Source organism: Marinomonas rhodophyticola (genome assembly GCF_026113935.1).
Classification (GTDB): Bacteria; Pseudomonadota; Gammaproteobacteria; order Pseudomonadales; family Marinomonadaceae; genus Marinomonas; species Marinomonas rhodophyticola.
The window spans coordinates 284,868-308,010 of the sequence record NZ_JAPEUL010000006.1 but is presented as its reverse complement, the minus strand read 5'-3'; the positions used below and the strand labels follow the sequence as shown (position 1 = coordinate 308,010).

The window sequence follows — 23,143 nt, the reverse complement described above, 5'->3', positions numbered from 1 at the left end:
TGCTGTGATTAATTTTGCAAAGAAGTTCCGTCTGGGTATTTATGAAAAAGCAATGCCTGCTGAGCTGAGCTGGCGTGAGCGTTTAGTTAATGCTAAAGCGTTAGGTTTTGATTTTCTTGAAATATCCGTTGATGAAACTACGGATCGACAAGCCCGCCTTGATTGGTCCGATGAGGACATTTATGCGCTCAGAAATCTTTGCATTGAACTGGATATGCCACTGCAATCAATGTGTTTGAGTGCTCACCGTAAATACCCTTTTGGCTCGATGGACGATAAGGTAAGGGAGCGCGCTTTTGAGATTATGGAAAAGGCCATTGTATTGGCTTACAAGCTTGGTATTCGTTGTATTCAGATGGCGGGCTACGATGTTTATTATGAACCGCAGTCAAAAGAAACCCATCGTCGTTTTGTAGAAGGCATGCAACGTGCTGTCAAAATGGCTGAGAGAGCGGGTGTCTTGCTTGGTGTAGAGATCATGGATACGCCGTATTTAAATTCCTTGAGCAAGTTTGAGGTGCTGAAACGCGAAATTCCTTCTCCGTTTTTCATGGCTTATCCGGATGTGGGCAATATTTCTGGCTGGAATCATGATGTGCCAACGGAGTTAAAACTTGGTCAAGATCATATTGTACAAATTCATCTCAAAGACACATTACGCGTCTCACCTGAGTGCAAAGGGCAGTTCCGTGATTTGGTTATTGGTCAAGGTGAAGTTGACTTTCATGCCATTTTTAAAACGCTGGCAGAAATAGACTATGCGGCGCCTTTTGTCATAGAAATGTGGGCGCAGAATGATCATTGGTATGAAGACATTGCTCATGCCAAGGCCACGCTTGAACGTATTGCTCATGAATCTGGTTTACTGCTTTAGTTGCGTCTATTAAGAGAGTAATCGTTTGCTCTGTTAATGAGCAATACTGATGAATTGTCTCTTCCCCTTTTTTTTCAAATGTCCTTCCTCGATATTCAATCGCTTAATTTTTATTTAAAAATTAAGCGATTAGCTTTGTCTGTGAATAAAAAATATAAAAGTTGATTAAAAAAGCTTCACATATTCTGGCTTTGTGTCATTATACGGAAATACAATAACAATATATTCCGTAATACGGAATTAAGGTTGCACTTATTATGCCTATCATTTCGGTAGAACAACTTCAAAATACGTATGAAAAAATTCTCTTATCTCGAGACATGGCGTCTGACATGGCTAAACGTCTAGCGACAGGTTTCGCAGATATGGCGAATGAAGGGGTTTACTCTCATGGTATCAATCGTTTTCCGGTCTTTATTGGTCAAGTAGATAAAGGGCAAATTCAGCTCAATGCTATCCCAGAATGTGTCAATCAGATGGGCGCACTAGAGCAGTGGGATTGTCATTATGGGCGGGTGTTTTGAATGGTTTAATTTGTGCTGATCGTGCCATGGAATTGGCCCGTGAGTATGGCATTGGTATGGTCGGTATGCGTAATTCAAATCATTGGATGCGCGGTGGAGCTTATGTATTGGAAATGGCTCGCCAAGGCTTTGCTGGTATTGCGGCGACAAACTCTATTGCTGTAATGCCCGCTTGGGGAGGGAAAGATCATCGCATCGGAACCAATCCGCTGATTATGGCCATTGCAGGTGAGTCCCCTGTATTGGTTGATTGTTCTATGTCTCAATTCTCTTATGGTCAGCTACAGAATCATGTCTTAGCCGATAAAGAATTGCCTGTTGTTGGTGGTTATGACAATGAAGGCAATTTGACCAAAGACCCTCATATTATTTGGGAAAACAAACGTGTTCTTCCAATGGGTTTTTGGAAAGGTTCATCTATGTCTATCGTGCTAGATATGATGCTAACGGCCATCACAGGCGGCCGCTCAGTTCCGGCCATTACCGAAGATCAAGACGGTGAGTTTGGTGTATCGCAATTCTTGATTGCCATTGACCTAAGCAAAACCATCGAAAAAAACCAGTTTGCAGCAGAAATGCAGCGTATTCGTGACTATGTTTTGGCATCAGAGCCTGCTGAAAGTGGTGAGGTTTCTATTGCTGGATCCAAAATACAAGCCTTTATTGATAAGCATGAAAAAGCCGGTGGCATTGAGATTCACCCTGATATTTGGAGTCAGATTCAACAACTCACACAGTAAGACGGGTAAATATCAGCGTTAATAGACATCGATTACTTAACAATAAAAATAATGTAAGTGGGGAGAGGTCATGTTGGAAGCTTGTGAACAACAAAAGTCAGTAACATCTCTTTTGCAGTTTAAGAATGTGAGCAAACGTTTTGGCAATAGTTTGGCCGTGAATGATGTGTCTTTTAACGTAGGCTCGCATTCTGTCGTGGCGCTATTGGGGGAAAATGGTGCCGGTAAATCGACTTTGATCAAAACCTTAGCGGGTATTTATCAAGAAGATCAGGGTGAGATCCTCTATCAAGGCGTCAAGTTAGATCAAAAAAACAGACACCATGATGAGATTGCTTTCATTCATCAAGACTTAGGTTTAGTCGACTGGATGACAGTGTCAGAAAACATGGCGTTATCCATGGGATATTGTAAAAAGTTTGGCTTAATCGATTGGCAAGCAACGGACGCACGTGCCGCAGAGGCGTTAGCCAGTGTTAACGCAGACATTGATCCACGTACTCGAGTATTTCGCTTATCACGTGCAGAACAGTCTCTTATCGCCATTGCGCGTGCAGTGTATTGCAAAGCAAAAATTCTTGTTCTCGATGAACCTACTGCGAGTTTACCTGCCGCCGATGTGGCGCGCTTATTTGAAGTGATTCGTGATTTGCGTCAGAAAGGTGTTGGCATGATTTATGTTTCTCACCGATTAGACGAAGTCATGGAAATCTCCGACAGTATGGTGATTATGCGTGATGGTCGTTTGGTTGCAGAATGCGCCACTCAGGGTATGCAGGCGAAAGCATTAGTAGAGCTGATTGTGGGGAATGCCCAAAAAGATTTCCAGCGTCTCAGTGTAGACCCTAGCGCGCCAACTGTGCTTGACGTTTCTAACTTTGAAGCGGGCAACGTTGGCCCTGTTTCTTTCCACGTAAAACAAGGTGAAATCCTCGGTCTGATTGGCTTGCGCGGTGGCGGTCAAGGAGAGGTTGGGCGCGCCTTGTTTGGTGACTATCCAATATTTAATGGTCAAGTACGCCTAGATGGCAAATTGCTCAGCCTAGACTCTACTTCCGCTGCCATTCATGCTGGTATCGGTTATGTGGCTGGCGAACGTGCAGAAAATCTTGCGATGTCCATGTCGGTTCAAGACAATTTTTTTCTTAACCCCTTGTTGGGTAACCCTCCTTTATTTGCATTAAATACCTTATCCAAAGAGCAGAATATTGCGAGCGATTTGATAGATCGTTTTGATGTGCGTCCAAGAGATCCTGACCAAACCATTGAGAATCTTAGTGGCGGTAATCAGCAAAAAGTCATTATGGCGCGTTGGTTAAACTTAAATAAGCGAGTCTTGATTTTGGATGAGCCTACAGCGGGTGTCGATGTGGGAGCAAAAGCAGAAATTTATAATTTGCTCAAAGCCTCGGTGAGTAATGGCCTCACTGTGATTGTGGTGTCTACTGACTTTGAAGAAATAGAGAAAATTTGCAATCGCTGCTATGTGTTCAGCAAAGGGCGCATTCATAAAGAGTTAACTGAAAATGAGATGACCTTTGCCAATATGCTGGAGGTGGCTTCGGCAGATGGTGCCGTTAATTAATTTTCCCCGTTCCTACAAAAAGTTGATTGGCTAAAATAAAAATTATAGTGAGTAGCAGACGATGACGACTTCCATAAAATCTACGGCGTTAGAGCCGGACCATAACGATAAAAATTCAGTAAATGAGGGGGTACTTTCCCATATTGGGCGCTATCTTCCCGTGTATGGTTTACCTATTTTAACCCTACTGTTGATATTGTTTTTTTCCGTATTATTACCGGATACTTTTCCGACCATGCTGAATTTACGCTCAATTTTAAGTGATAAATCCATTATCGCGATTCTAGCATTGGCGGCCATGATACCCATGTTGACGGGGAAGATGGATCTAACCGTTGGTTATGGCATTGTGCTTTGGCACATTTTAGCGATTAGCCTTCAAACCAAATTTGGCATGAGCTGGCAAATGGCGGTTTTCGTCGTTCTAGTTTGTGGCATGCTGTTTGGTCTTCTGAATGGCCTGTTAGTTGAAATGGCGAAAATTGATTCCTTCATTGCCACGTTAGGTACAGGCACAGTGATCTATTCCGTTGCACTTTGGTATACCGGAGGGCGTCAGGTAATTGGTTCACTGGATGCCGATTTCTATTCTCTTTCAAATGCTTTCTTTTTGGGTTTACCTGCACCTGCATTCTACGTGATGGGCATTGCTATCTTGCTATGGATTGTCACTGAACGCTTGCCTCTAGGTCGTTGCCTTTATGCGATTGGTGCGAATCCAAGAGCAGCGGATTTGAATGGTATTCCAGCCCGAAAATATGTCATTGGGGCATTTGTTACCTCTGGTCTATTAACCGCTTTTGCTGGGGTGTTGTTGGCAGCGAAACTGCGTATCGGTCAGGCGAATGTTGGCTTGGAGTTTCTCTTACCCGCGTTAGTTGGGGCTTTTCTCGGTTCAACGACGATCAGACCTGGACGAGTGAATGTGCTGGGTACTCTTATCGGGGTCTCTATTCTGGCGGTGGGTATTTCCGGCATTCAGCAGCTAGGTGGTGCCTTTTATATTGAACCTCTGTTCAATGGTGCAACGTTACTAATATCCATCGGTATTGCTGGGTACGCTCAGCGCCGAGGTGGTCGTATAAAACGACTTATTAAAAAGAGTGAGTAGTAAGGCGTAGGGAAGCGCGTTAATGGGTTCGATATTTAACTGCGATGTATAAAAACAAAAAATACGAATGAGGTTGTCATGAAAAAATATCAGTCAATTTTAAAATACAGCACTTTGAGTTTATCTATATTACTTGCCATGGGAGCGACTAGCGCCAAGGCGGATGATTTTTTAGAGATGGCAAAAGCAAAAGTTCAAGCGGCCACGGCTCCTTATAATACATGGGATGGCCCAACAACCGGTCCTAAAGCTGTGTCTGGAAAAACGATTGTTTTTTTAGCATCTGATATGCGTAACGGTGGGGTACTTGGTGTTAGTAATGGTGTAGAAGAGGCTGCAGTCTGGACTGGTTGGAACGTTCGTGTTCTAGACGGGCAGGGCACTGTATCTGGCCGTACCGCGGCGTTTAACCAAGCGATAGCATTAAAGCCGGACGGTATTGTATTAGGGGGCTTTGATGTGAACGAACAATCAGCAGCACTGGAAACCGCAACACAACAGGGCATTAAGGTCGTGGGCTGGCATTCTGCGCCAACCCCAGGTCCCGTTCCAAGCAAAAATCTCTTCTCTAACATTACGACTAGTGCGGATGATGTGGCTGAGATTGCGGCATTAGCCGCTGTGGCAGGCTCCAATGGTAAGGCTGGTGTTGTCATTTTTACTGATTCAGCTTATGCCGTTGCGATAGCAAAATCAGACGCCATGGCAAATGTCATTAAGCAATGTAGCGGATGTACATTGATCTCTGTGGAAGACACGCCATTATCAGATACGTCAACACGCATGCCTCAGCTAACGACCTCTTTGTTACAACGCTATCAAGGTCAGTGGACTTACTCTTTGGGGATCAATGACCTTTATTTTGATTACATCGGGTCGGCATTAAATGCGTCAGGCCTGCCTGCGGATAAGCTACCGAGTAATATATCTGCAGGTGATGGTAGTCAATCGGCTTACTCGCGCATACGCTCTAACTTTAATCAAGTAGGCACAGTACCAGAGCCACTTAATCTGCATGGCTGGCAAGTTGTTGATGAACTAAACCGAGCCTTTGCTGGCGTTGCTGATAGTGGCTTTGCGACCCCTGTACACTTAGTCACTCCGGAGAATATTCAGTTTGACGGTGGTCAAAACGATATTTTCGATCCAGACAACAATTATCGTGAACACTACAAAGCCATTTGGAAATAGTTAACGTTTTAATGCCCCTTTCCATTTGTTGAAAGGGGCGTTTCATTGATTTATTTACAGTGCTTGTAGAGGTAACGGTGATCGCCATGGAAAAATTTGATGACAGAATAGAATCGATTTTATTAGGGAAATCAGACTTAGAAAAAGTATGCACAGGAGCAACATGGAGTGAGGGACCCGTTTGGCTCGATCATTCACAAACCCTATTATGGAGTGATATTCCCAATAATCGAATATTAAGTTGGAACGAGGAGAAAGGCCTAAGGGTATGGCGTTCGCCTGCTAACTTTACCAACGGTCATTATCTTGATTTGCAGGGCAACCTATTGCATTGCAGTCACGGTGGTAGATCCATTGAAAGAACGGATTTAAAAACAGGTGAGACAACTACGTTAGTCGACCGATATCTTGGTAAGCGTTTGAATTCGCCAAATGATTTAGTGGTGAAGTCAGATGGTACTGTTTGGTTTTCTGATCCACCTTACGGCATTTTATCTAATGTAGAAGGCTATAAAGCAGAGTCTGAACAAGAGGGGAATTTCGTCTATCGTTTTGATCCTATCACCAGTGAGCTATCCGTTGTTTGTCATACGATTGAAGAACCAAATGGTTTGGCCTTTTCACCAAATGAATCAAAACTTTATATCGCCGACACTTCTGCGGCGCTAAGAGAAGACGGCTCGGGAAATCATCATATTAAAGTGTTTGATGTCGAGCAGGGGCGCAAGCTAAGTAACGAAAGGTTGTTTGCCGTGGTGTCACCGGGGTTAGCCGATGGCTTTCGAGTGGATCAACAAGGTTGGGTTTATACCTCGTCGGAAGACAGTATTCAGATTTACCACATGGATGGCACATTATTAGGCAAAATTCGGGTGCCAGAAAAAGTATCTAACTGCACTTTTGCGACAGACAGGTCTTCTAATCACCAAGGAGAGACCTTGTATATTACCGCTTCTACTTCTATATATCGTATTCGTTTAAATACCCGTGGAGCGCGTCCTCAGGCTTCAGGCAATGGTGTTTGACAGCGAAATTTTTTTAAGGGATCATTGATGAATTTTACAGAATACTCCGCCATTCTTAGTGCTTTTAAAGAGGGTGTATTTACTTCTATCCTAGACAGCTACGACGATATTTGTCATGCACAAGATCAGTTGATCGCTGAACTCACCAGCAAAGGTGCCGTCATCAAAGGCTGGAAAGTCGTTGAGGATTCCGGTGTTTTTATTCTATCGCCTATTTTTGACTTTCAAATTTTCCAGAATCAGGGCGCTCAGCTACCAAAAGACAAGTTATCTGGTATCGAAGTGGAAATCTGCTATCAGTGCAGTGTTCCACTCTTGCCAAGTGATATTGAATACGCCGTTAGCCACAGCCAGCCACTTGTTGCTATAGAGGTTTTACGTCCCAAAATTAATGACAAGAGTTATCAATCTTGTGACTTTTATTACAACTACGGCATCTTAGTGTCGAGCCAACCTATCGCAAGTGATTTTTCACTTAAAAGTGGACAAACCTACCACTACTCAACCAGCGGCCCCGATTTTTCGAACAGAAAAAGGCGGTGCTGTTGAAGGGCGTACAAGAATGTGTTCGTCGAGGCTATATCGATGATTTCTTCTTCATGACAGGCAGCCTTAACGGACTTATTGCAACTGATTTATGCTTGGGTAAAAACGAAGTCATTGCATCAAATGGCACGTTAATTAGTGTAGATATTGTATAGCGCCCGACTCTGTTTATTGAAGCTGCTTACTGGAAGGTTCGCGGCTTTTTTGTTTCTAGTATCATAGTGATTGTTTTTTAGGGTTATTGGAGTTATAAGAAAAAGCAATTGGTTTTAAGGGGGTGTTGGGGTTATTGTTATTAATACTAAGGAAAGGGATGCGAAAGGGGTTATATGAAAAGCCGAGAGGTAATCCAGATGCTAGTCGAAGACGGATGGTACGAAGTTAGAGTAAAAGGCAGCCACGTGCAGTTTAAGCATCCTAATAAAAAAGGCACAGTGACGGTTCCCCATCCAAAGAAAGATGTACCGATTGGTACTTTTAACAGCATAAAGAAACAAGCCCAGCTTTATTAATAGCTTTTAGCAGAGGTACGAACCATGAAATACCCAATTGTATTGCATACCGACAATGGCGTTAGTTACGGCGTGACTGTGCCAGATGTGCCCGGCTGCTTTTCGGCTGGCGATACATTTGATGAGGCACTAGAAATGGCCGAAGAAGCAATCTTTTCTCACCTTGAGCCTCTTGTTAGAAGACGGTGAAGACATTCCAACCGCAAGCCCAATCACCGCTCATAAAGACAATCCAGACTACGCCGATGGTGTATGGGCTGTGGTGAATGTCGATATCACACCTTTGTTGGGAAAAAGCGAAAAAATTAACGTCACCTTACCGCATCTGCTGATTACCAAAATCGACAAAATGGTCGCCGCAAATCCAAAATACAAATCGCGCTCTGGCTTCTTAGCCGAGGCGTCTAAGAAAGTGTTACAGTTAGGTTAGCGGCAAGATAAAACAAGCACAGGATGTGTTGAGTATTGTTGAAATACTACCCAAGGAGGGTATACTTTTATTTATAAAACTAAAGAGTTTTGTTCTTTAACTAAAAAAGATCGTTTGTCTGATATGGATCTCATTGAAGTATGTGATGAGATCCAGAGAGGATTAGTTGATGCTGACCTAGGTGGCGCTCTCTATAAAAAGAGAGTGGCAACACAGAGCAAAGGTAAGAGTGGTGGCTATCGAACGATTATTGGCGCTGTCATTGGTGAAAAGTATTTTTTCTTGTATGCCTTTGCTAAAAACAAACGAGCTAACATCACCAAAAAAGAGCAAATGGCGCTAAGAGAATTAGCCCAAGTGTTTATTAGTTTTAGCCAGAGTGAACTAGAAAGTTTGATAGCTTCGAAAGAGTTAATCAAAGTAGAAAATTGCCAAGAAGGAGATCGCCATGAGTGATATTTTAAAGTCTGTTCATAAGACAGCCAAAGGCCTAAAAAAAGCGGGTGCGATTGATAAAACCACCATGCGTCAATTTGATACCTTATGCTTAACCTCTATTCATGATTTCACTCCTGAGCAAGTCAAAAAACTAAGGCTAGCCAATAACCTTTCCCAACCCGTTTTCGCACAATATTTAAATGTCAGCGATAAGCTGGTTAAAAAATGGGAGCAAGGTGAAAGCAAACCCAGAGGCGCTGCGCTGAAAATGCTTTCTCTTGTGGAGCGAAAAGGGATAGAAACGATAGCCTAGTTTTACCCAATTAAACTGGATATATAGAAAGCTTTGTATCTCACTCTCAGCAATAAATGAGGTAGTACGTTTCTTGTCTCTCATTCGTGTACATCAAACTCATTAGTCTCTCATTTTTTTAAGTAAATGAGAGACAAAGTCTTATATGACGGTTTGATACGCAATACTTAAGAGTCAGTGATGAGTGAGTAGGAAAACCGGAGAAGGGTAAAAGAAAACCATAATTTTAAAAATAAAAAAACCGCTTCCATTCCTGAAAGCGGCTTTCCATTCTTTACCAACTAATCCTATTAAATAGAATTAAGCATCAATACGTTTGTACTTGATTCGAGTTGGTGTGGCGTCGTTGCCGGTACGTTTTTTGTAGTCGGCTTCGTATTCTGCGTAGTTCCCTTCGAAGAAGACGGCTTTAGAATCGCCTTCGTACGCTAGGATGTGTGTTGCGATACGGTCTAGGAACCAACGGTCGTGGGAAATAACAATCGCGGCGCCTGGGAAGGCCAGTAGGGCGTCTTCCAGAGCACGTAAAGTTTCTACGTCTAGGTCGTTGGTCGGCTCATCCAGTAGCAATACGTTGCCGCCTTCTTTAAGCAGTTTCGCTAGGTGCAAGCGGTTACGCTCACCACCAGACAAATGCTTAACCAATTTTTGTTGATCAGATCCTTTGAAATTAAAGCGGCCAATGTAAGCACGAGACGGTACTTTGTAGTTGTGAACCGTGATCATGTCTAGGCCGTCAGCGATTTCTTCAAACACGGTTTTGTCGCCATCCAGTTCACGCATTTGGTCAACGTAAGCCAGTTGTACTGTTTCGCCCAACGTCACTGTGCCTGTATCAGGTTTTTCGATGCCAGCGATCATTTTGAACAGGGTAGATTTACCGGCACCGTTACCACCCACCACACCGACGATAGCGCCTTGTGGCACCACCATGTTGAAGTCTTCTAGTAGCATCTTGTGTTCGAAGCTTTTGCTAACGCCTTCGATTTCGATGACTTTGTTACCAAGACGTGGTCCTGGTGGAATGTACAATTCGTTAGTTTCGTTACGATCTTGGAACTCTTGTGAGTTCATTTCTTCGAATCGAGCCAAACGGGCTTTGGATTTAGACTGGCGGCCTTTGGCGTTTTGGCGAACCCACTCAAGTTCCGATTTGATGGCTTTTTGGTGAGAGGCTTGTTGCTTCGCTTCTTGTTCTAGACGAGCATTCTTTTGCTCCAACCAAGAAGAGTAGTTGCCTTCGTATGGAATACCATGGCCGCGGTCCAATTCTAAAATCCAGCCAGCGGCGTTATCTAGGAAGTAACGGTCGTGGGTAATCGCCACAACGGTGCCTGGGTAATCTTTTAAGAAGCGCTCTAGCCAAGCGACGGATTCAGCATCCAAATGGTTGGTTGGCTCGTCTAGTAGGATCATGTCAGGCTTGTTTAATAGCAAACGACAAAGCGCCACACGACGACGCTCACCACCAGAAAGGTGTTCTACTTTGGCGTCCCAAGGTGGAAGACGAAGCGCATCGGCCGCGACTTCAAGGGCACGATCTAGGTTGTGACCTTCTTTCGCTTCGATTAAGGCTTCAAGCTGACCTTGTTCTTTTGCTAGGGCGTCAAAGTCTGCATCGGGTTCTGCGTATGCTGCATAGACGGCATCCAAACGTGCCATCGCTTCAATTACGTCAGTAAAGGCTTCTTCAACAATGCCACGAACGTTTTTTTCTGGATCAAGATGCGGTTCTTGCTCCAAGTAGCCGATTTTGATGCCCGGCATTGGACGCGCTTCGCCATTATGCTCGGTATCCACACCCGCCATGATACGAAGTAGGGTAGATTTACCAGAACCGTTAAGACCCAATACACCGATCTTAGCGCCAGGGAAGAATGAAAGAGAAATGTCTTTTAGAATCTCGCGTTTAGGCGGAACAATTTTCCCAACGCGATTCATGCTGTATACAAACTGAGCCATAAATAGTCAACTTATCCTATGATTAGAAATCCTAGCACGACTACTACGCTCGCCAATACTTTGTTAAAAACAGACTCAAAATGCTCATTTATAAACCATAAACTTTGCTTTTTCGTCAGTTTTTGCCTCGTCTTGGCTTTGCTCGTAACGTCGTGAATAAATTTCGTTAAAACGCTCCACGGGATTACCAAAAAATGTCTGGCAAGTTGATGGAGAGCCAAATGAAATTAGTTAGGTAAGGATAGCACAGGGGAAGATTGGGAAAAATACAGATGCGAGCAAGAACCGCTATTTATCGTAACGGTTCTTGCTGCGTTTTTATCTAGATCGTTTAAAGCTTAAAGTTAGATAAATCACGATTAATGCTTGAGCTGAGTGAGTCGAGCTGATCACTAAGTTGTTCGATGTTTGCAGCATTGTCGGTGATGACTATCGTGGCATTATTGATAATAAGAACTTTATCGCTGACTTCAGAGGCAACTGAGCTTTGCTCTTCGGTCGCTGTTGCTACTTGAGCGTTCATGTCATTGATGACGATAATATCTTGAATGATATTGTCGAGTGCGGCAATTGCTCCGCTGGATTCATCAATCGTTCTTTGTAGTGTGGCACTAGTCGACTGCATGAGTTTACTCGCGTCCTCAGAGGCGGTTTGTAAGCTATTAATGATGCCTTCGATTTCAGACGTTGAATCTTGAGTGCGTTGTGCTAATGAACGTACTTCATCGGCCACGACAGCAAATCCACGACCTTGTTCACCAGCACGAGCGGCTTCTATCGCCGCGTTAAGCGCTAATAAATTCGTTTGCTCAGCAACGCCTTTGATCACATCCAATACGGTATTAATTTGAGAGCTTTGATTTTTCAATTCAACTATTTTCACAGACGTAGAATTGATTTCCTTACCTAAGTTGTGAATATCATTGATGGTGTTTTTGACGATGCTGTTACCTTTGACGGCAAGCTCATTACAGCGCTGGGTTTTATTCGCTGTTTCGTTGGCGTTTCGAGCGACTTCATGTGTCGCTGAGGACATTTCATTGAGCGCAGTGGCCACTTGTTCAATTTCTAGTAACTGTTGTTCTGTGGATTTGACGTTTTCATTTGCATTAGACTTAATGCTGTGAGAACAGTTTGACAGTTCGTTATTTGAGTGAACAATTTTTTGTACCAAGGTATGAAGGTTAGAAATAAAGGTATCAAAGCCGTGGGCAAGGACACCGACTTCATCTTTACTTTGGATGTTGAGTCGTCTTGTTAGATCACCACCACCTTGTGCGATTTCAGCCATTGCGTTGGCTACGACTTTGATTGGGTTCACGACATAGCGAGTTAGTACGAACCAGTTGGTGATCTGTAAAACGAGTATCAAAATGACGCCAATCAGTAGGAACATATTTCGAATAGACGATAGTAGTTCGGCGTTGCTGTCCATACGGTATGTTACTTCAAGATGACCTATGACACTCTTGTCACTCCAAGTAATATCTATTTTATCAACACGTAAGTCGTGGGAGTCTGCTTTTGTACTCTGTTCGTCTTTTGCTGTGCCAAGTAGTTTATTTCTTTGGTCATACGCTTTTATGCTGTCCACAAAAGGAAGATTCATAAAAGAAGACATAATGTGTTCAATTAGGCCTGAATCATAAGAAAAAATAGGTTCTTGTAACGCAATCGACAAGGTATTGTTTAAGCCTTTAATTTGCTTATCTAACGCATCATCGAAATGATTTTTAGCCAACATGTAGCTGCTGGAGAAAATGATTACCATCACGATGAGTGAAGCGCTGGAAAGAAAAAGCATGGATTTCTGTTTGATTGAATTCATTTCTATCTCGTATCGTTGCTTTGGGTATAAGAAATATGTCGTTATTTCGCTGGTTTAAAGGCTATCTAAATCCAACCAAAATTCTTTGCGATCAAAGGGCGTATCTGGATGCATGGTGGCATTTTTTATGCGAATGACTTTACGTTGTTTTAGATTTGCCTGCTCCAAAACATCTTTAATCATGGGGTGATTGAAGAACAGTTTGTCGTAGCTTCCATCCGCAATGGCCATTTCAAAACCTTTATAGATTTTGTCGTGCAGCGCTTTATTCGATTTTTCGACATAAAAATATTGAGCGAAGGGGTAAATCAGCATGAGGTGTTTATCGATGGCTAAATTCAGTTCTGGACGAGATTTCACTTCGACCCAAGGCTCGTGGAGCGCTCTTGGAAAGTAATCAAATCGACCACCTTCTAGCATCAAAAATAAGTTGGGATATTTGATCGTCGTGATAGTTGGAATGCCAGCCAACTTCATTATCTTGGTATCACCCCATAGTGTTCCCAAGCCTGGTTTGAAGCGTTTCAAATCTTCCAAGGTGTTTATTTTATTGAATTTTTCTTGATCAGCAGCACGAATGATAAAGATGCGATGGCCTAGTAATCCTTTTAGGGCCGGTATTCTAACAGGTAGCATTTTGTCTTCGTATGTGGAGGTAGAGCCTCCCCACATAACATCGAACGTCTTTGACTCAACAGCGCCAATAGCTCGCGCAGTGTTTAGCTCTTGGTCGTTTTGAATATAGGTGACGTCTGAGTCAACTTTACTCATAACGAGCTTCAATACGCTGAACATCAGCTCTTCTTTTTCTCCCACCACCTTATTTACTCTGATGGTTTCTGCACTCATGACATGAAATGAGTGAAGTATCAGAATCATCATCCCTATGTATTTAAATGTATTCACTTTATGCTATTTCCTTTTTTTGTTACATAAAATTACAATCTTGGAATCTTATGTCTTATAGCTTTTCTATTTCAAGTGAATTTTTTATTTAATACGATAAAGAAGAATATTGAGTGATTTTTAGTGACTGAATAAAATAATAAAAGCTGCGCCAGCCACAACGAAAATCGCACCAATCCATGCACCAAAGGCTGGGCGTTGGCCTGTGGTAATCCATAAACCCGGAAGAATCAAGACAGGAACAACGGCTGATAACGTGGTGACGATACCGACGTTTGCGTTGCCGACACCCCAGACGAGTACGCTCATACCAATGACCATGCCGATAGTGGCAAGGGCCGCAATGCCCATGAAATCAAAGCGCGTGAGCTGGCTAAATGGAATTGCCTCGGCAGGTTGTTTATGTCGATAGTACAAACCATAAGCCAGCACCAATGCCAGCGCGCCCGTACCAACGCGTAATGCAGAAACCGCAATGGGATCGGCGCCATCCACGAGTGCCGGTTTGCTCAGCAAGGCACCACTGGCCTGTCCCAGTGCCGCGCCAAGTGCTAGCAAAATCCCGATACTTAATTTGCCTTTGGTTTGTTCCCAAGCATGTAGGCTGTTTTTGCGTCCAAAGAGAATCGCTATTACCACGCCGACCAATACTAAGCCACAGGCAAACAGTTGATTAAAAGACAGGTTTTCCCCTAGAAACAACCAGCCTAATAGAATCGACATGGGGGCATTGGTAGCAAACAGTACACCAGTGCGACGAGGGCCAAGCCGATGTACAGCGGTAAACAACATGGTGTCGCCAATGAAAATGCCCAATAGCCCCGACAACATGATGATCTTCGCATGTTGCCATAAGGTCGCATCAAAGCGTTGAGTGATTAAGCAAATGACTAAAAGAATGGAGCTGGCAATGACAATACGAAAAGTATTAAAGCGCATGGCGCCAAAACGTTGGATCAGCCCTGGTGCCATTAAACTAGAAATAGTCCAGCATAAGGCCGCAACCAAGCCCGATAATTCTGCGAACGGCATATAAATCCTTATAAACTCATCTAATCTTCTATCGTGAAGAATGATAAACGCGCACACAGTAGCTCGGTAGCTATATTATGGCGGGGTTGGTATGATTTCACCCATCATGTGATGGCCTAATTTTTAGGCATTCTTACACCAAATTAGCGATATTGGAAGCACCATGCGATGCCCTTTTTGTGGAACTCAAGATACTAAAGTAGTGGACTCTCGGTTAGTTTCTGAAGGCGCACAGGTGCGCCGTCGCCGAACCTGTATCCATTGCCAAGAGCGCTTCACCACCTTTGAAGTGGCTGAATTACAAATGCCAAAATTGATCAAAAGTGATGGCAGTCGAGAAGCGTTTGATGAGGAGAAACTGCGCAATGGCATTATTAAAGCTATTGAGAAACGCCCAGTTAGCATTGAGGCGGTCGAAACCGCAATCACTCGTATTAAAGAGAAAATGCAAGCCACTGGCGAGCGTGAACTGCCTTCCCGTTGGACAGGAGAAGCCGTTATGGAAGAGTTGCAGCGTCTCGATCAAGTGGCCTATGTGCGCTTTGCTTCTGTTTATCGTAGCTTTAAAGACATCAGTGAGTTTCGTGAAGCGATAGACCGTCTAGAAAGTCATAGCGTCGCTGTTCCGAAATCAAAACAAAACGTCCCAGAATCGAAAAAAGAAGATAAAGCATGACATATAACCATGAATATTGGATGGCGAAAGCCATCCAGCTCGCGAAAAAAGGCCGTTATACCACTCATCCAAACCCACGTGTTGGTTGTGTGTTGGTTAAAGATCAGCAAATCATTGGCCAAGGTTTTCATATTAAAGCCGGAGAAGGTCACGCCGAAGTCAACGCATTAGCGGATGCCAAACAAGATGCTGTTGGCGCAACGGCTTATGTCACCTTAGAGCCTTGCAGTCATCAAGGCAAAACGCCGCCTTGTGCCGATGCCTTGATTAAAGCGGGCGTCGCGCGCGTTGTTTACGGCATGCAAGACCCGAATCCTGAAGTGTCTGGTAATGGTTTGGCAAAACTTAAAAAAGCCGGGATTGAGATTATCGGCCCCGTTCTAGAAGCGGAATGTGAGGCGTTGAATCCAGGTTTTATCAAGCGTATGCGTGAAGGGCTGCCTTATGTGCGAGTGAAGCTTGCGATGAGTATGGATGGCCGCACGGCAATGGAATCTGGTGAGAGCCAATGGATTACGTGCCCTGCAGCGCGCCTTGATGTACAACGTTTGCGCGCGCAAAGTGATGCGATTGTGACGGGGATTGGTTCGGTATTGGCGGACAATCCTAGCATGACGGTCCGTATCGATAATAATGACCAAGAAGCGGACCCCAAAAGCGTGCGTCAGCCGATTCGTGTGGTGATGGACACCGCTCTGTCGATTCTTCCAGAAGCCAAAATTCTCTACCCAGCGAATCAGGCATGGGTGTTTTCTGTCGAAGACGAAGTGGAAGAAGAGCATTTAGAAGTCCTGACCAAGAAGGGCGTGACGGTGCGTTTTGCTCCGCGTGGCGAAGATGGTCGGCTCGATCTACTGGACGCAATGGAACAACTTGCCGATGCCGGCATTAACGAAGTTTTATTAGAAGCTGGCGCTGAATTGGCTGGTGGTTTTTTAGAAGCAGGTCTGATCGACGAAATCGTGGTGTACATGGCGCCGAAATTATTGGGTTCTAGCGCACGTCCGTTATTTAAATTGCCTTTAGAGGCCATGGACGAAGCCGTTGAGCTGACATTGAAATCGGTTCGCCAAGTTGGGCAAGATGTGCGTTTGGTTTATTTGCCAAAATACCTAGATGAAGATTTTGAAGGTGATTTTGACGAATAGGTAAAAGCTGAGTTATTGCTTTCTCAGGTTTTTTTTGAAAATCCCTGAAAAATGTTTTTTCTTATGAATATTTAGAAAACTTTGCCGAGAAACCTAGAATAAATGTTGCTATAATCGCCGCCCAAGACAACCCGTATATTCGTACCTTTGGTCGATATGACTCAGATGCTGTCTAAAAGCCGTATCTAGTAGCTCTTTAACAACCAAGGGTATTTTCTAAATAAACAAAAGCCAAACAGACAAAAGCCAAACAGGCAAAAAGCGTCAGCCCATAAGGCGGCGTAGTCTGGACAATTGAGGCAAAAAATGAGCGAAGTGGAAACAACAAACGACCAAACTCCAACACCAAAACGTAAGGATAAAAAGCCTTCACGTTCGCAATTGCGCAGTGCTTCTCGTCGTTTGGCATTGCAAGCTGTCTACCAGTGGCAGATGAACAAAACTGCGGTTAGCGAGATAGAAACCCAGTTCGTAATGAACCAAGATCAAGATATGGATTCTTGTGACAAAGTCTACTTTCGTGAGTTGCTGCAAGGTGTCACGGCAAGCGCTAAGAAACTAGACGCTTTGTTTGAAGAACTACTGGACCGTCCATTGAGCGAACTGGATCCGATCGAGTTAGCGGTAATGCGAATTGGTTCGTATGAGTTGTCTCAACGTTTAGACGTACCCTACCGTGTTGCGATCAACGAAAGTGTTGAGCTTGCTAAAGCCTTTGGTGCTACCGAAAGCCATAAATACGTTAACGGCATTCTGGATAAACTAGCACAACGTGTGCGCCGCGAAGAAATCGCCGCTCGCCGTGAAGCCAACAAGTAACCGAAAGACTGTTTTATAAACGCGAAATAGCGTTTATAAAGATAACTAATAAAAGATAACTAAAAACCCCGTTATTACTGGCTAATAACGGGGTTTTTTATGCCTGTTCATGGATATAGCAGACACACTTTATGTAGAGATCGCATTACCTTTTAAACATCGAGGTGGTGCTCGGTAAATACGTTCTGAATCCAAGAGATTGTTCTTGAGGCAAAGGTTCTCTAGACAGAGTCTTTGTTATTTTTAATCAACCAAAAAACACGTCTTATCTTTCTTATTGATGGCTGGTTTATTCTTAACCCGCTATCATAGGTGGGTATCAAGGTGGTTGTTACGCTGCTTTACCCAATATTTTTAGGATCATAATGAAAAAGAACTTTGTCTTATCTCACCCAAAAAAGCCATATCAGCGCCTCATCGAAGAAGCGAAAAACGAAGTTAAGCAATACATCAAAGCGGAACGCAATAAAGCCTTGCCAGAGGGGGCGGATTTTTGGGGATTTAACTGCAAGTTTGGTCAAACTGCTGACAAGGCACGTGCGATCCACGAAGGCGATATCAATACCAATATTAGCTCGGCACAAAGCCAGCATTGGAAGTCTTTTTATCTAGAAGTGATCCCAACACCTAAGACACGGGCTAAGCGTTCTGAAGATTAACGCTTTTTTACTGTGGTAATGATGCATTCCCAAAAGGGCAGGTTGTTCAGAGCAATCTGCCTTTTTTGCTTCTGACAGACTGCCGATAATACGGTATCCTTTCTGCTCTAAAACAGGCGTGCTTTTACTGCTCAGCGAATGCCTTTTAATTGACCTTTTATCAAGATAAGTAAGGATCTTCTGTTGAAAGAATTCGAGTTGATACAAAATATCTTTCAAGCGTCCGTGATGGCAAGTACACAAGGGCGCGGGGATCTTCTGTTAGGTATTGGTGATGATTGCGCACAGGTGCAAGTGCCGCTGGGGCAGAGTCTGGTGTTTTCCATGGATACTCTAGTCGAAGGGCGACATTTCCCTTTTGACGCGGATCCTGTGGATATTGGTTATCGCGCGGTGGCAAGCTGTGTGAGCGATTTAGCGGCAATGGGCGCAAAACCAGCGTTTTTCACCTTGGGACTGACGATTCCTGAATCAGATCCGCAATGGTTAGCGGGTTTGGCGCAAGGTATGGCGGAACTGGCTGAGTCCCATTGGTTTGGCCTTAGTGGGTGGCGATACCACCAAAGGGCCACTGACGATTACGCTGCAAGTGCATGGTTATGTTGAGCCAGACATGGCGGTAAAGCGCAGTGGAGCCAAGGTCGGTGACGATATTTATGTGACTGGACTGCTCGGTGATGCCGCGGCGGCCGTGCCGATTGTCACAGGGGAGTTGCAAGTATCCAGTGAGCGTTTTGATTACTTCTATGAGCGTTTTTGGCGGCCACAACCAAGACTGATTGCTGGTATGGCGCTCAAACGTGTAGTGCATGCCATGATGGATATTTCCGATGGTCTTGCGCAAGATATCCAGCATATACTCAAGGCCTCAGGCGTCGGCGCGAATATCGATGCGCAGCATTTGCCTATTTCTGCGCAGTTAAGCCAGTGGCGGCCAGATGCAGCGGTGGCGTTAGCCTTAACCGGCGGTGATGATTACGAGTTATGCTTTACCGCAGCAAAAGAACAAGCTGCTGAAATTGCATTAATCACCCAAACATTGCGCTTGCCATGCACCAAGGTTGGCGAGATTGTCGAAGAGGGCTTGGTGATTCAACACTATGATGGCGAGATAACTGGCTGGCAACATTTTTAGAGCCATGAGAGTTCACAAAAATTTTTAGGTTTTCATTTAATAGATAGGTAGCAACACCATGGCAAACTCTGCCCCCGCGTCCGTATGGCGTAACCCGATACATTTTCTGGCATTTGGTCTTGGTTCTGGTGCTGCACCAAAAGCACCTGGTACTTTTGGTACGCTTGCGGCTGTGCCGATTTTTATTTGGTTATTACAGGATTTAAGCGCGACAGCGTATTTTATGATGCTAGTAGTGACCTCATTAGTGGGGATTTACCTTTGTGGTAAAACCTCTAAAGACATGGGCGTACATGATCATGCTGGTATCGTCTGGGATGAGTTTGTCGGCTTCTGGATCACCATGTGGCTAGCGCCAGCAGGTTGGTTTTATATCGTGCTGGGCTTTGTCTTGTTTCGTTTATTCGATATCTTGAAGCCTTGGCCTATCTCATGGGTCGATAAAAACGTCCACGGCGGCTTCGGTATCATGCTAGACGATATTTTGGCCGGTGTTATGTCTTTTGTCGTACTACAAGCGTTGGTCGAATTTGTCTTGTAACGGATAAGTTTAGAAGCTCATCGATCGAATAACATTTCTTCTCGAAACTATCGCCTTCCTCGTAGAAATGTTATTCGCTCAATGAGTTAAGGGCTGCGGCCCTTTTAAATGATTGTCTTAGCGCACAACTGCTTTAGGTTTATTTAACTCTTTGCGTTTTCTTAGGGCTTCGTAATAAGGCGCGTAAGCTGGGCGGTCTATATATTGTCCATCGCCAGATTGAGCGATTAGCACATTGTTATGCCATGCGAGTTTGCCGTTACAGATTGTGGTTTCTGGCACACCGTGGATTTCCATGCCTTCAAAAATACTGTGCTCGATTTTCGAATGGTGGGTTTTCGCGGAAATCGTTTTGCTCGTGGCAGGATTCCAAATTACCAGATCGGCGTCAGCGCCGACACGAATGCAGCCTTTGCTTGGATACATGTTGAAGATTTTCGCCGTGTTGGTCGAAGTCAAAGCAACAAATTCATTCATGGTGATCTTGCCTTCATTGACACCTTTTTCCCACAGCACCATCATGCGTTCTTCTACTCCCGCTGTACCGTTAGGAATTTGCGTGAAGTTGTCTTTGCCCATGGCTTTTTGCTCGGCACAAAAGGCGCAATGGTCAGTGGCGGTGGTTTGTAGCGTGCCAGCTTGTACGCCTTTCCAAAGCGCATCTTGATGATGTTTTGGTCTGAATGGTGGGACTCATAACGTGAGCCGCCGCCGTGGCCCAATTTGGATGTTGATAAACGCTTTCGTCTACGGTGAGATGGCCTGCTAACACTTCGCCAAATACGGTTTGGCCGTGGTCTTTGGCGTAGCGAATGGCATCGACGGCTTCTTCTGTGGAGACATGAACAAGATAAATTGGCGCGCCAAGCGTATTGGCAATGCTAATGGCTCTGTTAGCCGCTTCGCCTTCTACAGAAGAGGGGCGAGACAGCGGATGGGCTTCTGGTCCCGTTATGCCTTCAGCCATGAGTTTATTTTGTAGGTGATAAACCAGCTCGCCATTTTCTGCGTGAACCGTTGGTATCGCACCGAGTGCTAAGCATTTTGTGAAGCTCGCGACAAGAATATCGTCAGTTGCCATGATGGCGTTTTTGTAGGCCATGAAATGTTTGAAACTGTTTACGCCATGGTCTTTTACCAGTATTTTCATTTCTTCCGCGACGGTATCATCCCACCAAGTAATCGCCACATGGAAAGTGTAATTTGAATGGGCTTTTTTTGCCCAGTCACGCCATTGATGATAAGCGTCCAATAAAGACTGCTGAGGATTGGGAATCACAAAATCAATAATAGTCGTTGTGCCGCCAGCAAGCGCTGCGACAGTACCGGAAGCAAAATCGTCTTTTGCCACGGTTCCCATGAAAGGTAACTGCATGTGAGTATGTGGATCGATACCGCCAGGCATGATGAGTTTGCCCGTGGCATCAATGGTTTCAACGTCTTTTGGCAGCACGCTGATGTCGCCTATTTCGACGATTTTATTGTCCTTGCAAAGAATATCGGCTTTGAAGGTTTCTTCGTGGGTGACGATCGTCCCACCTTTTATTAATAGACTACTCATGTGTCGTCCCTTTCCAGTTGTAAAGTATAGACGGCACCACGCGGTGCCGCGGTGAGAATGATTTAGGATTGCAACGCGTCAGTTTGAGTCGCAGGCGTGGTTTGCATATTGCCAAGGATGAAATACAAGATGGCGCCAGTGAATGCGCCAGTGAACCAACCGTAGTTATAGAACCAACCAAGTGTTGGTACATTCAATGCCACTAACGTGATCAAAACGGGTACAGCAAAGGTGATCAGTCCAGCGTTGTTAAAGGCTGGATAAAGGCTGTCTGGCGTATACAGGGCGACTAAATCTAAATGCTGACGTTTGATTAAAAAATAATCGACAATCATGATGCCTGCGATTGGGCCAAGTAAACTTGAATACCCCAATAGCCAATTTGAATACATGCCTTCTACGCTAACATCGGATTCCAAGGCCCCTAATTTTTTGAGTAATTCCCAAGCCATTAGCAGAATACCAATTAAACCTGTTAGCAAAGCGCCACGAGTATGATTAATGAGTTTTGGCGCGATGTTTTGAAAATCGTTAGTTGGAGAAACCACGTTGGCGGCCGTATTGGTTGAAAGCGTGGCTATGACGATCAAGATCATGGCAATTGCCACCCAGAATGGGCTGTCGATTTTACCAATCAAAGAGATTGGATCAGAGATCGTTTCGCCCACCAATGTGGTGGATGCGGCAGTGAGCACTACGCCTAATGCCGCGAAGAAGAACATGGTGATAGGCAAACCAACGATTTGTCCGATAACCTGATCTTTTTGCGATTTTGCATAACGGCTAAAATCGGGAATGTTTAATGATAAGGTTGCCCAGAACCCCACCATGGCCGTCAGACCGCCTAGAAAGTAACCCATAAAGCCAGCATCGGCAGGGCGGTTTGCTGGAGTGGCAAGAAGTTCAGTAAAAGAGACCTTGTCGCTCGCCCAAAACATCAGACCAATGGCAACGATCAATAACAATGGCGCAGATAAGGTTTCCATCCATTTAATCGATTCTGCGCCGCGGATCACCACGTACATGTTTAGCGCCCAGAAAATGAAAAAGCCGATTACTTCGCCGACGCCACCCAAACTTGCCCAGCCATCGGATACGGCTGATAAGAATAAATGAATGGCCAAACCACCAAACATGGTTTGAATTCCAAACCAGCCACACGCAACCAAGGCACGAATCAAACAAGGAATGTTAGAGCCAACCATACCAAAGGATGAACGTAATAACACAGGGAAGGGAATACCGAATTTTGTACCAGGATAGGCGTTTAGTGTCAGTGGCACCAGCAAGATAATGTTAGCCACAAGAATGGTAAACAAGGCTTCCATCACCGACAATCCGAAGTAGGCTGTCAACACCCCGCCCAAGGTATAAGTTGGTACACAAATCGACATACCGACCCATAACGCGGCAATATGCCACTTGCTCCATGTACGATCTTTGACTTTGGTTGGCGCTAAATCGTCGTTATACGCTGAACTTTGTTGCAGGTCGCTATCAACCTCCAACTCATAAAACTCACCTTGTTTAACAGACTTGCTGGTCATTTTTGCCACCTCTTCTACTTTTCAATTATTTATGGGTTTC

General features: G+C 44.4%; 26 protein-coding genes and 1 pseudogene. 21 read left to right on the top strand and 6 right to left on the bottom strand.

Annotated features, from left to right (window positions below):
- The first annotated feature begins 4 nt into the window (after nt 1-4).
- The 14 genes from ONZ52_RS07405 (at nt 5) to ONZ52_RS07340 (ending at nt 9,289) form a co-directional block, all read left to right on the top strand.
- Complete coding sequence (locus ONZ52_RS07405; protein WP_265218021.1) at nt 5-874, top strand: L-ribulose-5-phosphate 3-epimerase; 870 nt, start codon at nt 5-7, stop codon at nt 872-874.
- Between the two features lie 257 nt (nt 875-1,131).
- Nucleotides 1,132-1,398 (top strand): Ldh family oxidoreductase, encoded by a 267-nt coding sequence (locus tag ONZ52_RS07400; RefSeq protein ID WP_265218020.1) that lies wholly within the window; start codon nt 1,132-1,134, stop codon nt 1,396-1,398.
- Nucleotides 1,395-2,138, top strand: a complete 744-nt coding sequence (gene yiaK / locus ONZ52_RS07395; RefSeq protein ID WP_265218019.1) for a 3-dehydro-L-gulonate 2-dehydrogenase — start codon at nt 1,395-1,397, stop codon at nt 2,136-2,138. The genes ONZ52_RS07400 and yiaK overlap by 4 nt, the downstream gene beginning before the upstream one ends.
- Before the next feature lie 70 nt (nt 2,139-2,208).
- Nucleotides 2,209-3,723, top strand: a complete 1,515-nt coding sequence (locus ONZ52_RS07390; protein ID WP_265218018.1) for a sugar ABC transporter ATP-binding protein — start codon at nt 2,209-2,211, stop codon at nt 3,721-3,723.
- A 61-nt stretch (nt 3,724-3,784) separates the two neighbouring features.
- A complete protein-coding gene (locus ONZ52_RS07385) occupies nt 3,785-4,834 on the top strand; it encodes an ABC transporter permease (protein WP_265218017.1) in 1,050 nt (349 codons plus the stop codon).
- Nucleotides 4,835-4,912: 78 nt separating this feature from the next.
- On the top strand, nt 4,913-6,025 hold the full coding sequence (locus tag ONZ52_RS07380) for a substrate-binding domain-containing protein (protein ID WP_265218016.1): 1,113 nt from the start codon (nt 4,913-4,915) through the stop codon (nt 6,023-6,025).
- An 86-nt stretch (nt 6,026-6,111) separates the two neighbouring features.
- The gene (locus ONZ52_RS07375) at nt 6,112-7,050 is read left to right on the top strand and encodes an SMP-30/gluconolactonase/LRE family protein (RefSeq protein WP_265218015.1); all 939 of its coding nucleotides are present in this window, start codon (nt 6,112-6,114) and stop codon (nt 7,048-7,050) included.
- Nucleotides 7,051-7,077: 27 nt separating this feature from the next.
- Nucleotides 7,078-7,599 carry a hypothetical protein gene (locus tag ONZ52_RS07370; RefSeq protein WP_265218014.1) on the top strand — a complete coding sequence of 174 codons (522 nt, stop codon included), beginning with the start codon at nt 7,078-7,080 and terminating at the stop codon, nt 7,597-7,599.
- On the top strand, nt 7,596-7,751 hold the full coding sequence (locus tag ONZ52_RS07365; RefSeq protein WP_265218013.1) for a hypothetical protein: 156 nt from the start codon (nt 7,596-7,598) through the stop codon (nt 7,749-7,751). The genes ONZ52_RS07370 and ONZ52_RS07365 overlap by 4 nt, the downstream gene beginning before the upstream one ends.
- A gap of 174 nt (nt 7,752-7,925) precedes the next feature.
- Entirely contained in the window at nt 7,926-8,108 is a 183-nt protein-coding gene (locus ONZ52_RS07360; RefSeq protein ID WP_265218012.1) for a type II toxin-antitoxin system HicA family toxin, read from the top strand.
- 24 nt (nt 8,109-8,132) lie between these two features.
- Nucleotides 8,133-8,297, top strand: coding sequence for a type II toxin-antitoxin system HicB family antitoxin (locus tag ONZ52_RS07355; RefSeq protein WP_265218011.1), 165 nt, complete (start codon nt 8,133-8,135; stop codon nt 8,295-8,297).
- The gene (locus ONZ52_RS07350) at nt 8,272-8,538 is read left to right on the top strand and encodes a type II toxin-antitoxin system HicB family antitoxin (RefSeq protein ID WP_265218010.1); all 267 of its coding nucleotides are present in this window, start codon (nt 8,272-8,274) and stop codon (nt 8,536-8,538) included. The genes ONZ52_RS07355 and ONZ52_RS07350 overlap by 26 nt, the downstream gene beginning before the upstream one ends.
- 123 nt (nt 8,539-8,661) lie before the next feature.
- Nucleotides 8,662-8,994: a type II toxin-antitoxin system RelE/ParE family toxin gene (locus ONZ52_RS07345; protein ID WP_265218189.1), complete on the top strand. Its 333-nt coding sequence runs from the start codon at nt 8,662-8,664 to the stop codon at nt 8,992-8,994.
- Entirely contained in the window at nt 8,987-9,289 is a 303-nt protein-coding gene (locus tag ONZ52_RS07340) for a helix-turn-helix domain-containing protein (RefSeq protein WP_265218009.1), read from the top strand. The genes ONZ52_RS07345 and ONZ52_RS07340 overlap by 8 nt, the downstream gene beginning before the upstream one ends.
- Before the next feature lie 300 nt (nt 9,290-9,589).
- On the opposite strand, the gene ettA is transcribed toward ONZ52_RS07340, so the two are convergent.
- From ettA to ONZ52_RS07320, 4 genes are all read right to left on the bottom strand, one after another.
- The gene (gene ettA, locus ONZ52_RS07335; protein ID WP_111639096.1) at nt 9,590-11,251 is read right to left on the bottom strand and encodes an energy-dependent translational throttle protein EttA; all 1,662 of its coding nucleotides are present in this window, start codon (nt 11,249-11,251) and stop codon (nt 9,590-9,592) included.
- Nucleotides 11,252-11,582: 331 nt separating this feature from the next.
- Nucleotides 11,583-13,079 carry a methyl-accepting chemotaxis protein gene (locus ONZ52_RS07330; protein ID WP_265218008.1) on the bottom strand — a complete coding sequence of 499 codons (1,497 nt, stop codon included), beginning with the start codon at nt 13,077-13,079 and terminating at the stop codon, nt 11,583-11,585.
- Between the two features lie 54 nt (nt 13,080-13,133).
- On the bottom strand, nt 13,134-13,985 hold the full coding sequence (locus ONZ52_RS07325; RefSeq protein ID WP_265218007.1) for a transporter substrate-binding domain-containing protein: 852 nt from the start codon (nt 13,983-13,985) through the stop codon (nt 13,134-13,136).
- Nucleotides 13,986-14,105: 120 nt separating this feature from the next.
- The gene (locus ONZ52_RS07320) at nt 14,106-15,017 is read right to left on the bottom strand and encodes a DMT family transporter (RefSeq protein WP_265218006.1); all 912 of its coding nucleotides are present in this window, start codon (nt 15,015-15,017) and stop codon (nt 14,106-14,108) included.
- A 163-nt stretch (nt 15,018-15,180) separates the two neighbouring features.
- Here ONZ52_RS07320 and nrdR point away from each other — a divergent pair, with 163 nt between their 5' ends.
- From nrdR to ONZ52_RS07285, 7 genes are all read left to right on the top strand, one after another.
- Entirely contained in the window at nt 15,181-15,693 is a 513-nt protein-coding gene (gene nrdR, locus ONZ52_RS07315) for a transcriptional regulator NrdR (RefSeq protein WP_265218005.1), read from the top strand.
- A complete protein-coding gene (gene ribD, locus ONZ52_RS07310; RefSeq protein WP_265218004.1) occupies nt 15,690-16,841 on the top strand; it encodes a bifunctional diaminohydroxyphosphoribosylaminopyrimidine deaminase/5-amino-6-(5-phosphoribosylamino)uracil reductase RibD in 1,152 nt (383 codons plus the stop codon). The genes nrdR and ribD overlap by 4 nt, the downstream gene beginning before the upstream one ends.
- A gap of 306 nt (nt 16,842-17,147) precedes the next feature.
- The gene (gene nusB, locus ONZ52_RS07305; RefSeq protein ID WP_265218003.1) at nt 17,148-17,660 is read left to right on the top strand and encodes a transcription antitermination factor NusB; all 513 of its coding nucleotides are present in this window, start codon (nt 17,148-17,150) and stop codon (nt 17,658-17,660) included.
- Between the two features lie 365 nt (nt 17,661-18,025).
- Nucleotides 18,026-18,319, top strand: a complete 294-nt coding sequence (locus tag ONZ52_RS07300) for a DUF6172 family protein (RefSeq protein ID WP_265218002.1) — start codon at nt 18,026-18,028, stop codon at nt 18,317-18,319.
- Between the two features lie 183 nt (nt 18,320-18,502).
- Nucleotides 18,503-18,925 (top strand): thiamine-phosphate kinase, encoded by a 423-nt coding sequence (locus tag ONZ52_RS07295; protein ID WP_265218001.1) that lies wholly within the window; start codon nt 18,503-18,505, stop codon nt 18,923-18,925.
- On the top strand, nt 18,864-19,454 hold the full coding sequence (thiL, locus tag ONZ52_RS07290; protein WP_265218000.1) for a thiamine-phosphate kinase: 591 nt from the start codon (nt 18,864-18,866) through the stop codon (nt 19,452-19,454). Before ONZ52_RS07295 ends, thiL begins: the two co-directional genes overlap by 62 nt.
- Before the next feature lie 58 nt (nt 19,455-19,512).
- Complete coding sequence (locus ONZ52_RS07285; protein ID WP_265217999.1) at nt 19,513-19,995, top strand: phosphatidylglycerophosphatase A family protein; 483 nt, start codon at nt 19,513-19,515, stop codon at nt 19,993-19,995.
- Nucleotides 19,996-20,112: 117 nt separating this feature from the next.
- Here the strand turns inward: ONZ52_RS07285 and hydA are convergent.
- Nucleotides 20,113-21,556 (bottom strand): annotated as a pseudogene (hydA, locus tag ONZ52_RS07280) (dihydropyrimidinase).
- Between the two features lie 62 nt (nt 21,557-21,618).
- Nucleotides 21,619-23,103, bottom strand: coding sequence for an NCS1 family nucleobase:cation symporter-1 (locus ONZ52_RS07275; protein WP_265217998.1), 1,485 nt, complete (start codon nt 23,101-23,103; stop codon nt 21,619-21,621).
- Nucleotides 23,104-23,143: the final 40 nt, after the last annotated feature.

Coding starts and splice junctions, on each gene's coding strand:
- ONZ52_RS07340 (WP_265218009.1), top strand. CDS start 8,987: ATGAGTGATATTTTAAAGTCTGTTCATAAGACAGCCAAAGGCCTAAAA.
- ONZ52_RS07320 (WP_265218006.1), bottom strand. CDS start 15,017: ATGCCGTTCGCAGAATTATCGGGCTTGGTTGCGGCCTTATGCTGGACT.
- ribD (WP_265218004.1), top strand. CDS start 15,690: ATGACATATAACCATGAATATTGGATGGCGAAAGCCATCCAGCTCGCG.
- ONZ52_RS07355 (WP_265218011.1), top strand. CDS start 8,133: ATGAAATACCCAATTGTATTGCATACCGACAATGGCGTTAGTTACGGC.
- ONZ52_RS07370 (WP_265218014.1), top strand. CDS start 7,078: ATGAATTTTACAGAATACTCCGCCATTCTTAGTGCTTTTAAAGAGGGT.
- ONZ52_RS07275 (WP_265217998.1), bottom strand. CDS start 23,103: ATGACCAGCAAGTCTGTTAAACAAGGTGAGTTTTATGAGTTGGAGGTT.
- ONZ52_RS07375 (WP_265218015.1), top strand. CDS start 6,112: ATGGAAAAATTTGATGACAGAATAGAATCGATTTTATTAGGGAAATCA.
- ONZ52_RS07400 (WP_265218020.1), top strand. CDS start 1,132: ATGCCTATCATTTCGGTAGAACAACTTCAAAATACGTATGAAAAAATT.
- ONZ52_RS07300 (WP_265218002.1), top strand. CDS start 18,026: ATGAAAAAGAACTTTGTCTTATCTCACCCAAAAAAGCCATATCAGCGC.
- ONZ52_RS07380 (WP_265218016.1), top strand. CDS start 4,913: ATGAAAAAATATCAGTCAATTTTAAAATACAGCACTTTGAGTTTATCT.
- ONZ52_RS07285 (WP_265217999.1), top strand. CDS start 19,513: ATGGCAAACTCTGCCCCCGCGTCCGTATGGCGTAACCCGATACATTTT.
- ONZ52_RS07360 (WP_265218012.1), top strand. CDS start 7,926: ATGAAAAGCCGAGAGGTAATCCAGATGCTAGTCGAAGACGGATGGTAC.
- ONZ52_RS07330 (WP_265218008.1), bottom strand. CDS start 13,079: ATGAATTCAATCAAACAGAAATCCATGCTTTTTCTTTCCAGCGCTTCA.
- ettA (WP_111639096.1), bottom strand. CDS start 11,251: ATGGCTCAGTTTGTATACAGCATGAATCGCGTTGGGAAAATTGTTCCG.
- ONZ52_RS07390 (WP_265218018.1), top strand. CDS start 2,209: ATGTTGGAAGCTTGTGAACAACAAAAGTCAGTAACATCTCTTTTGCAG.
- nusB (WP_265218003.1), top strand. CDS start 17,148: ATGAGCGAAGTGGAAACAACAAACGACCAAACTCCAACACCAAAACGT.
- nrdR (WP_265218005.1), top strand. CDS start 15,181: ATGCGATGCCCTTTTTGTGGAACTCAAGATACTAAAGTAGTGGACTCT.
- ONZ52_RS07385 (WP_265218017.1), top strand. CDS start 3,785: ATGACGACTTCCATAAAATCTACGGCGTTAGAGCCGGACCATAACGAT.
- ONZ52_RS07345 (WP_265218189.1), top strand. CDS start 8,662: ATGGATCTCATTGAAGTATGTGATGAGATCCAGAGAGGATTAGTTGAT.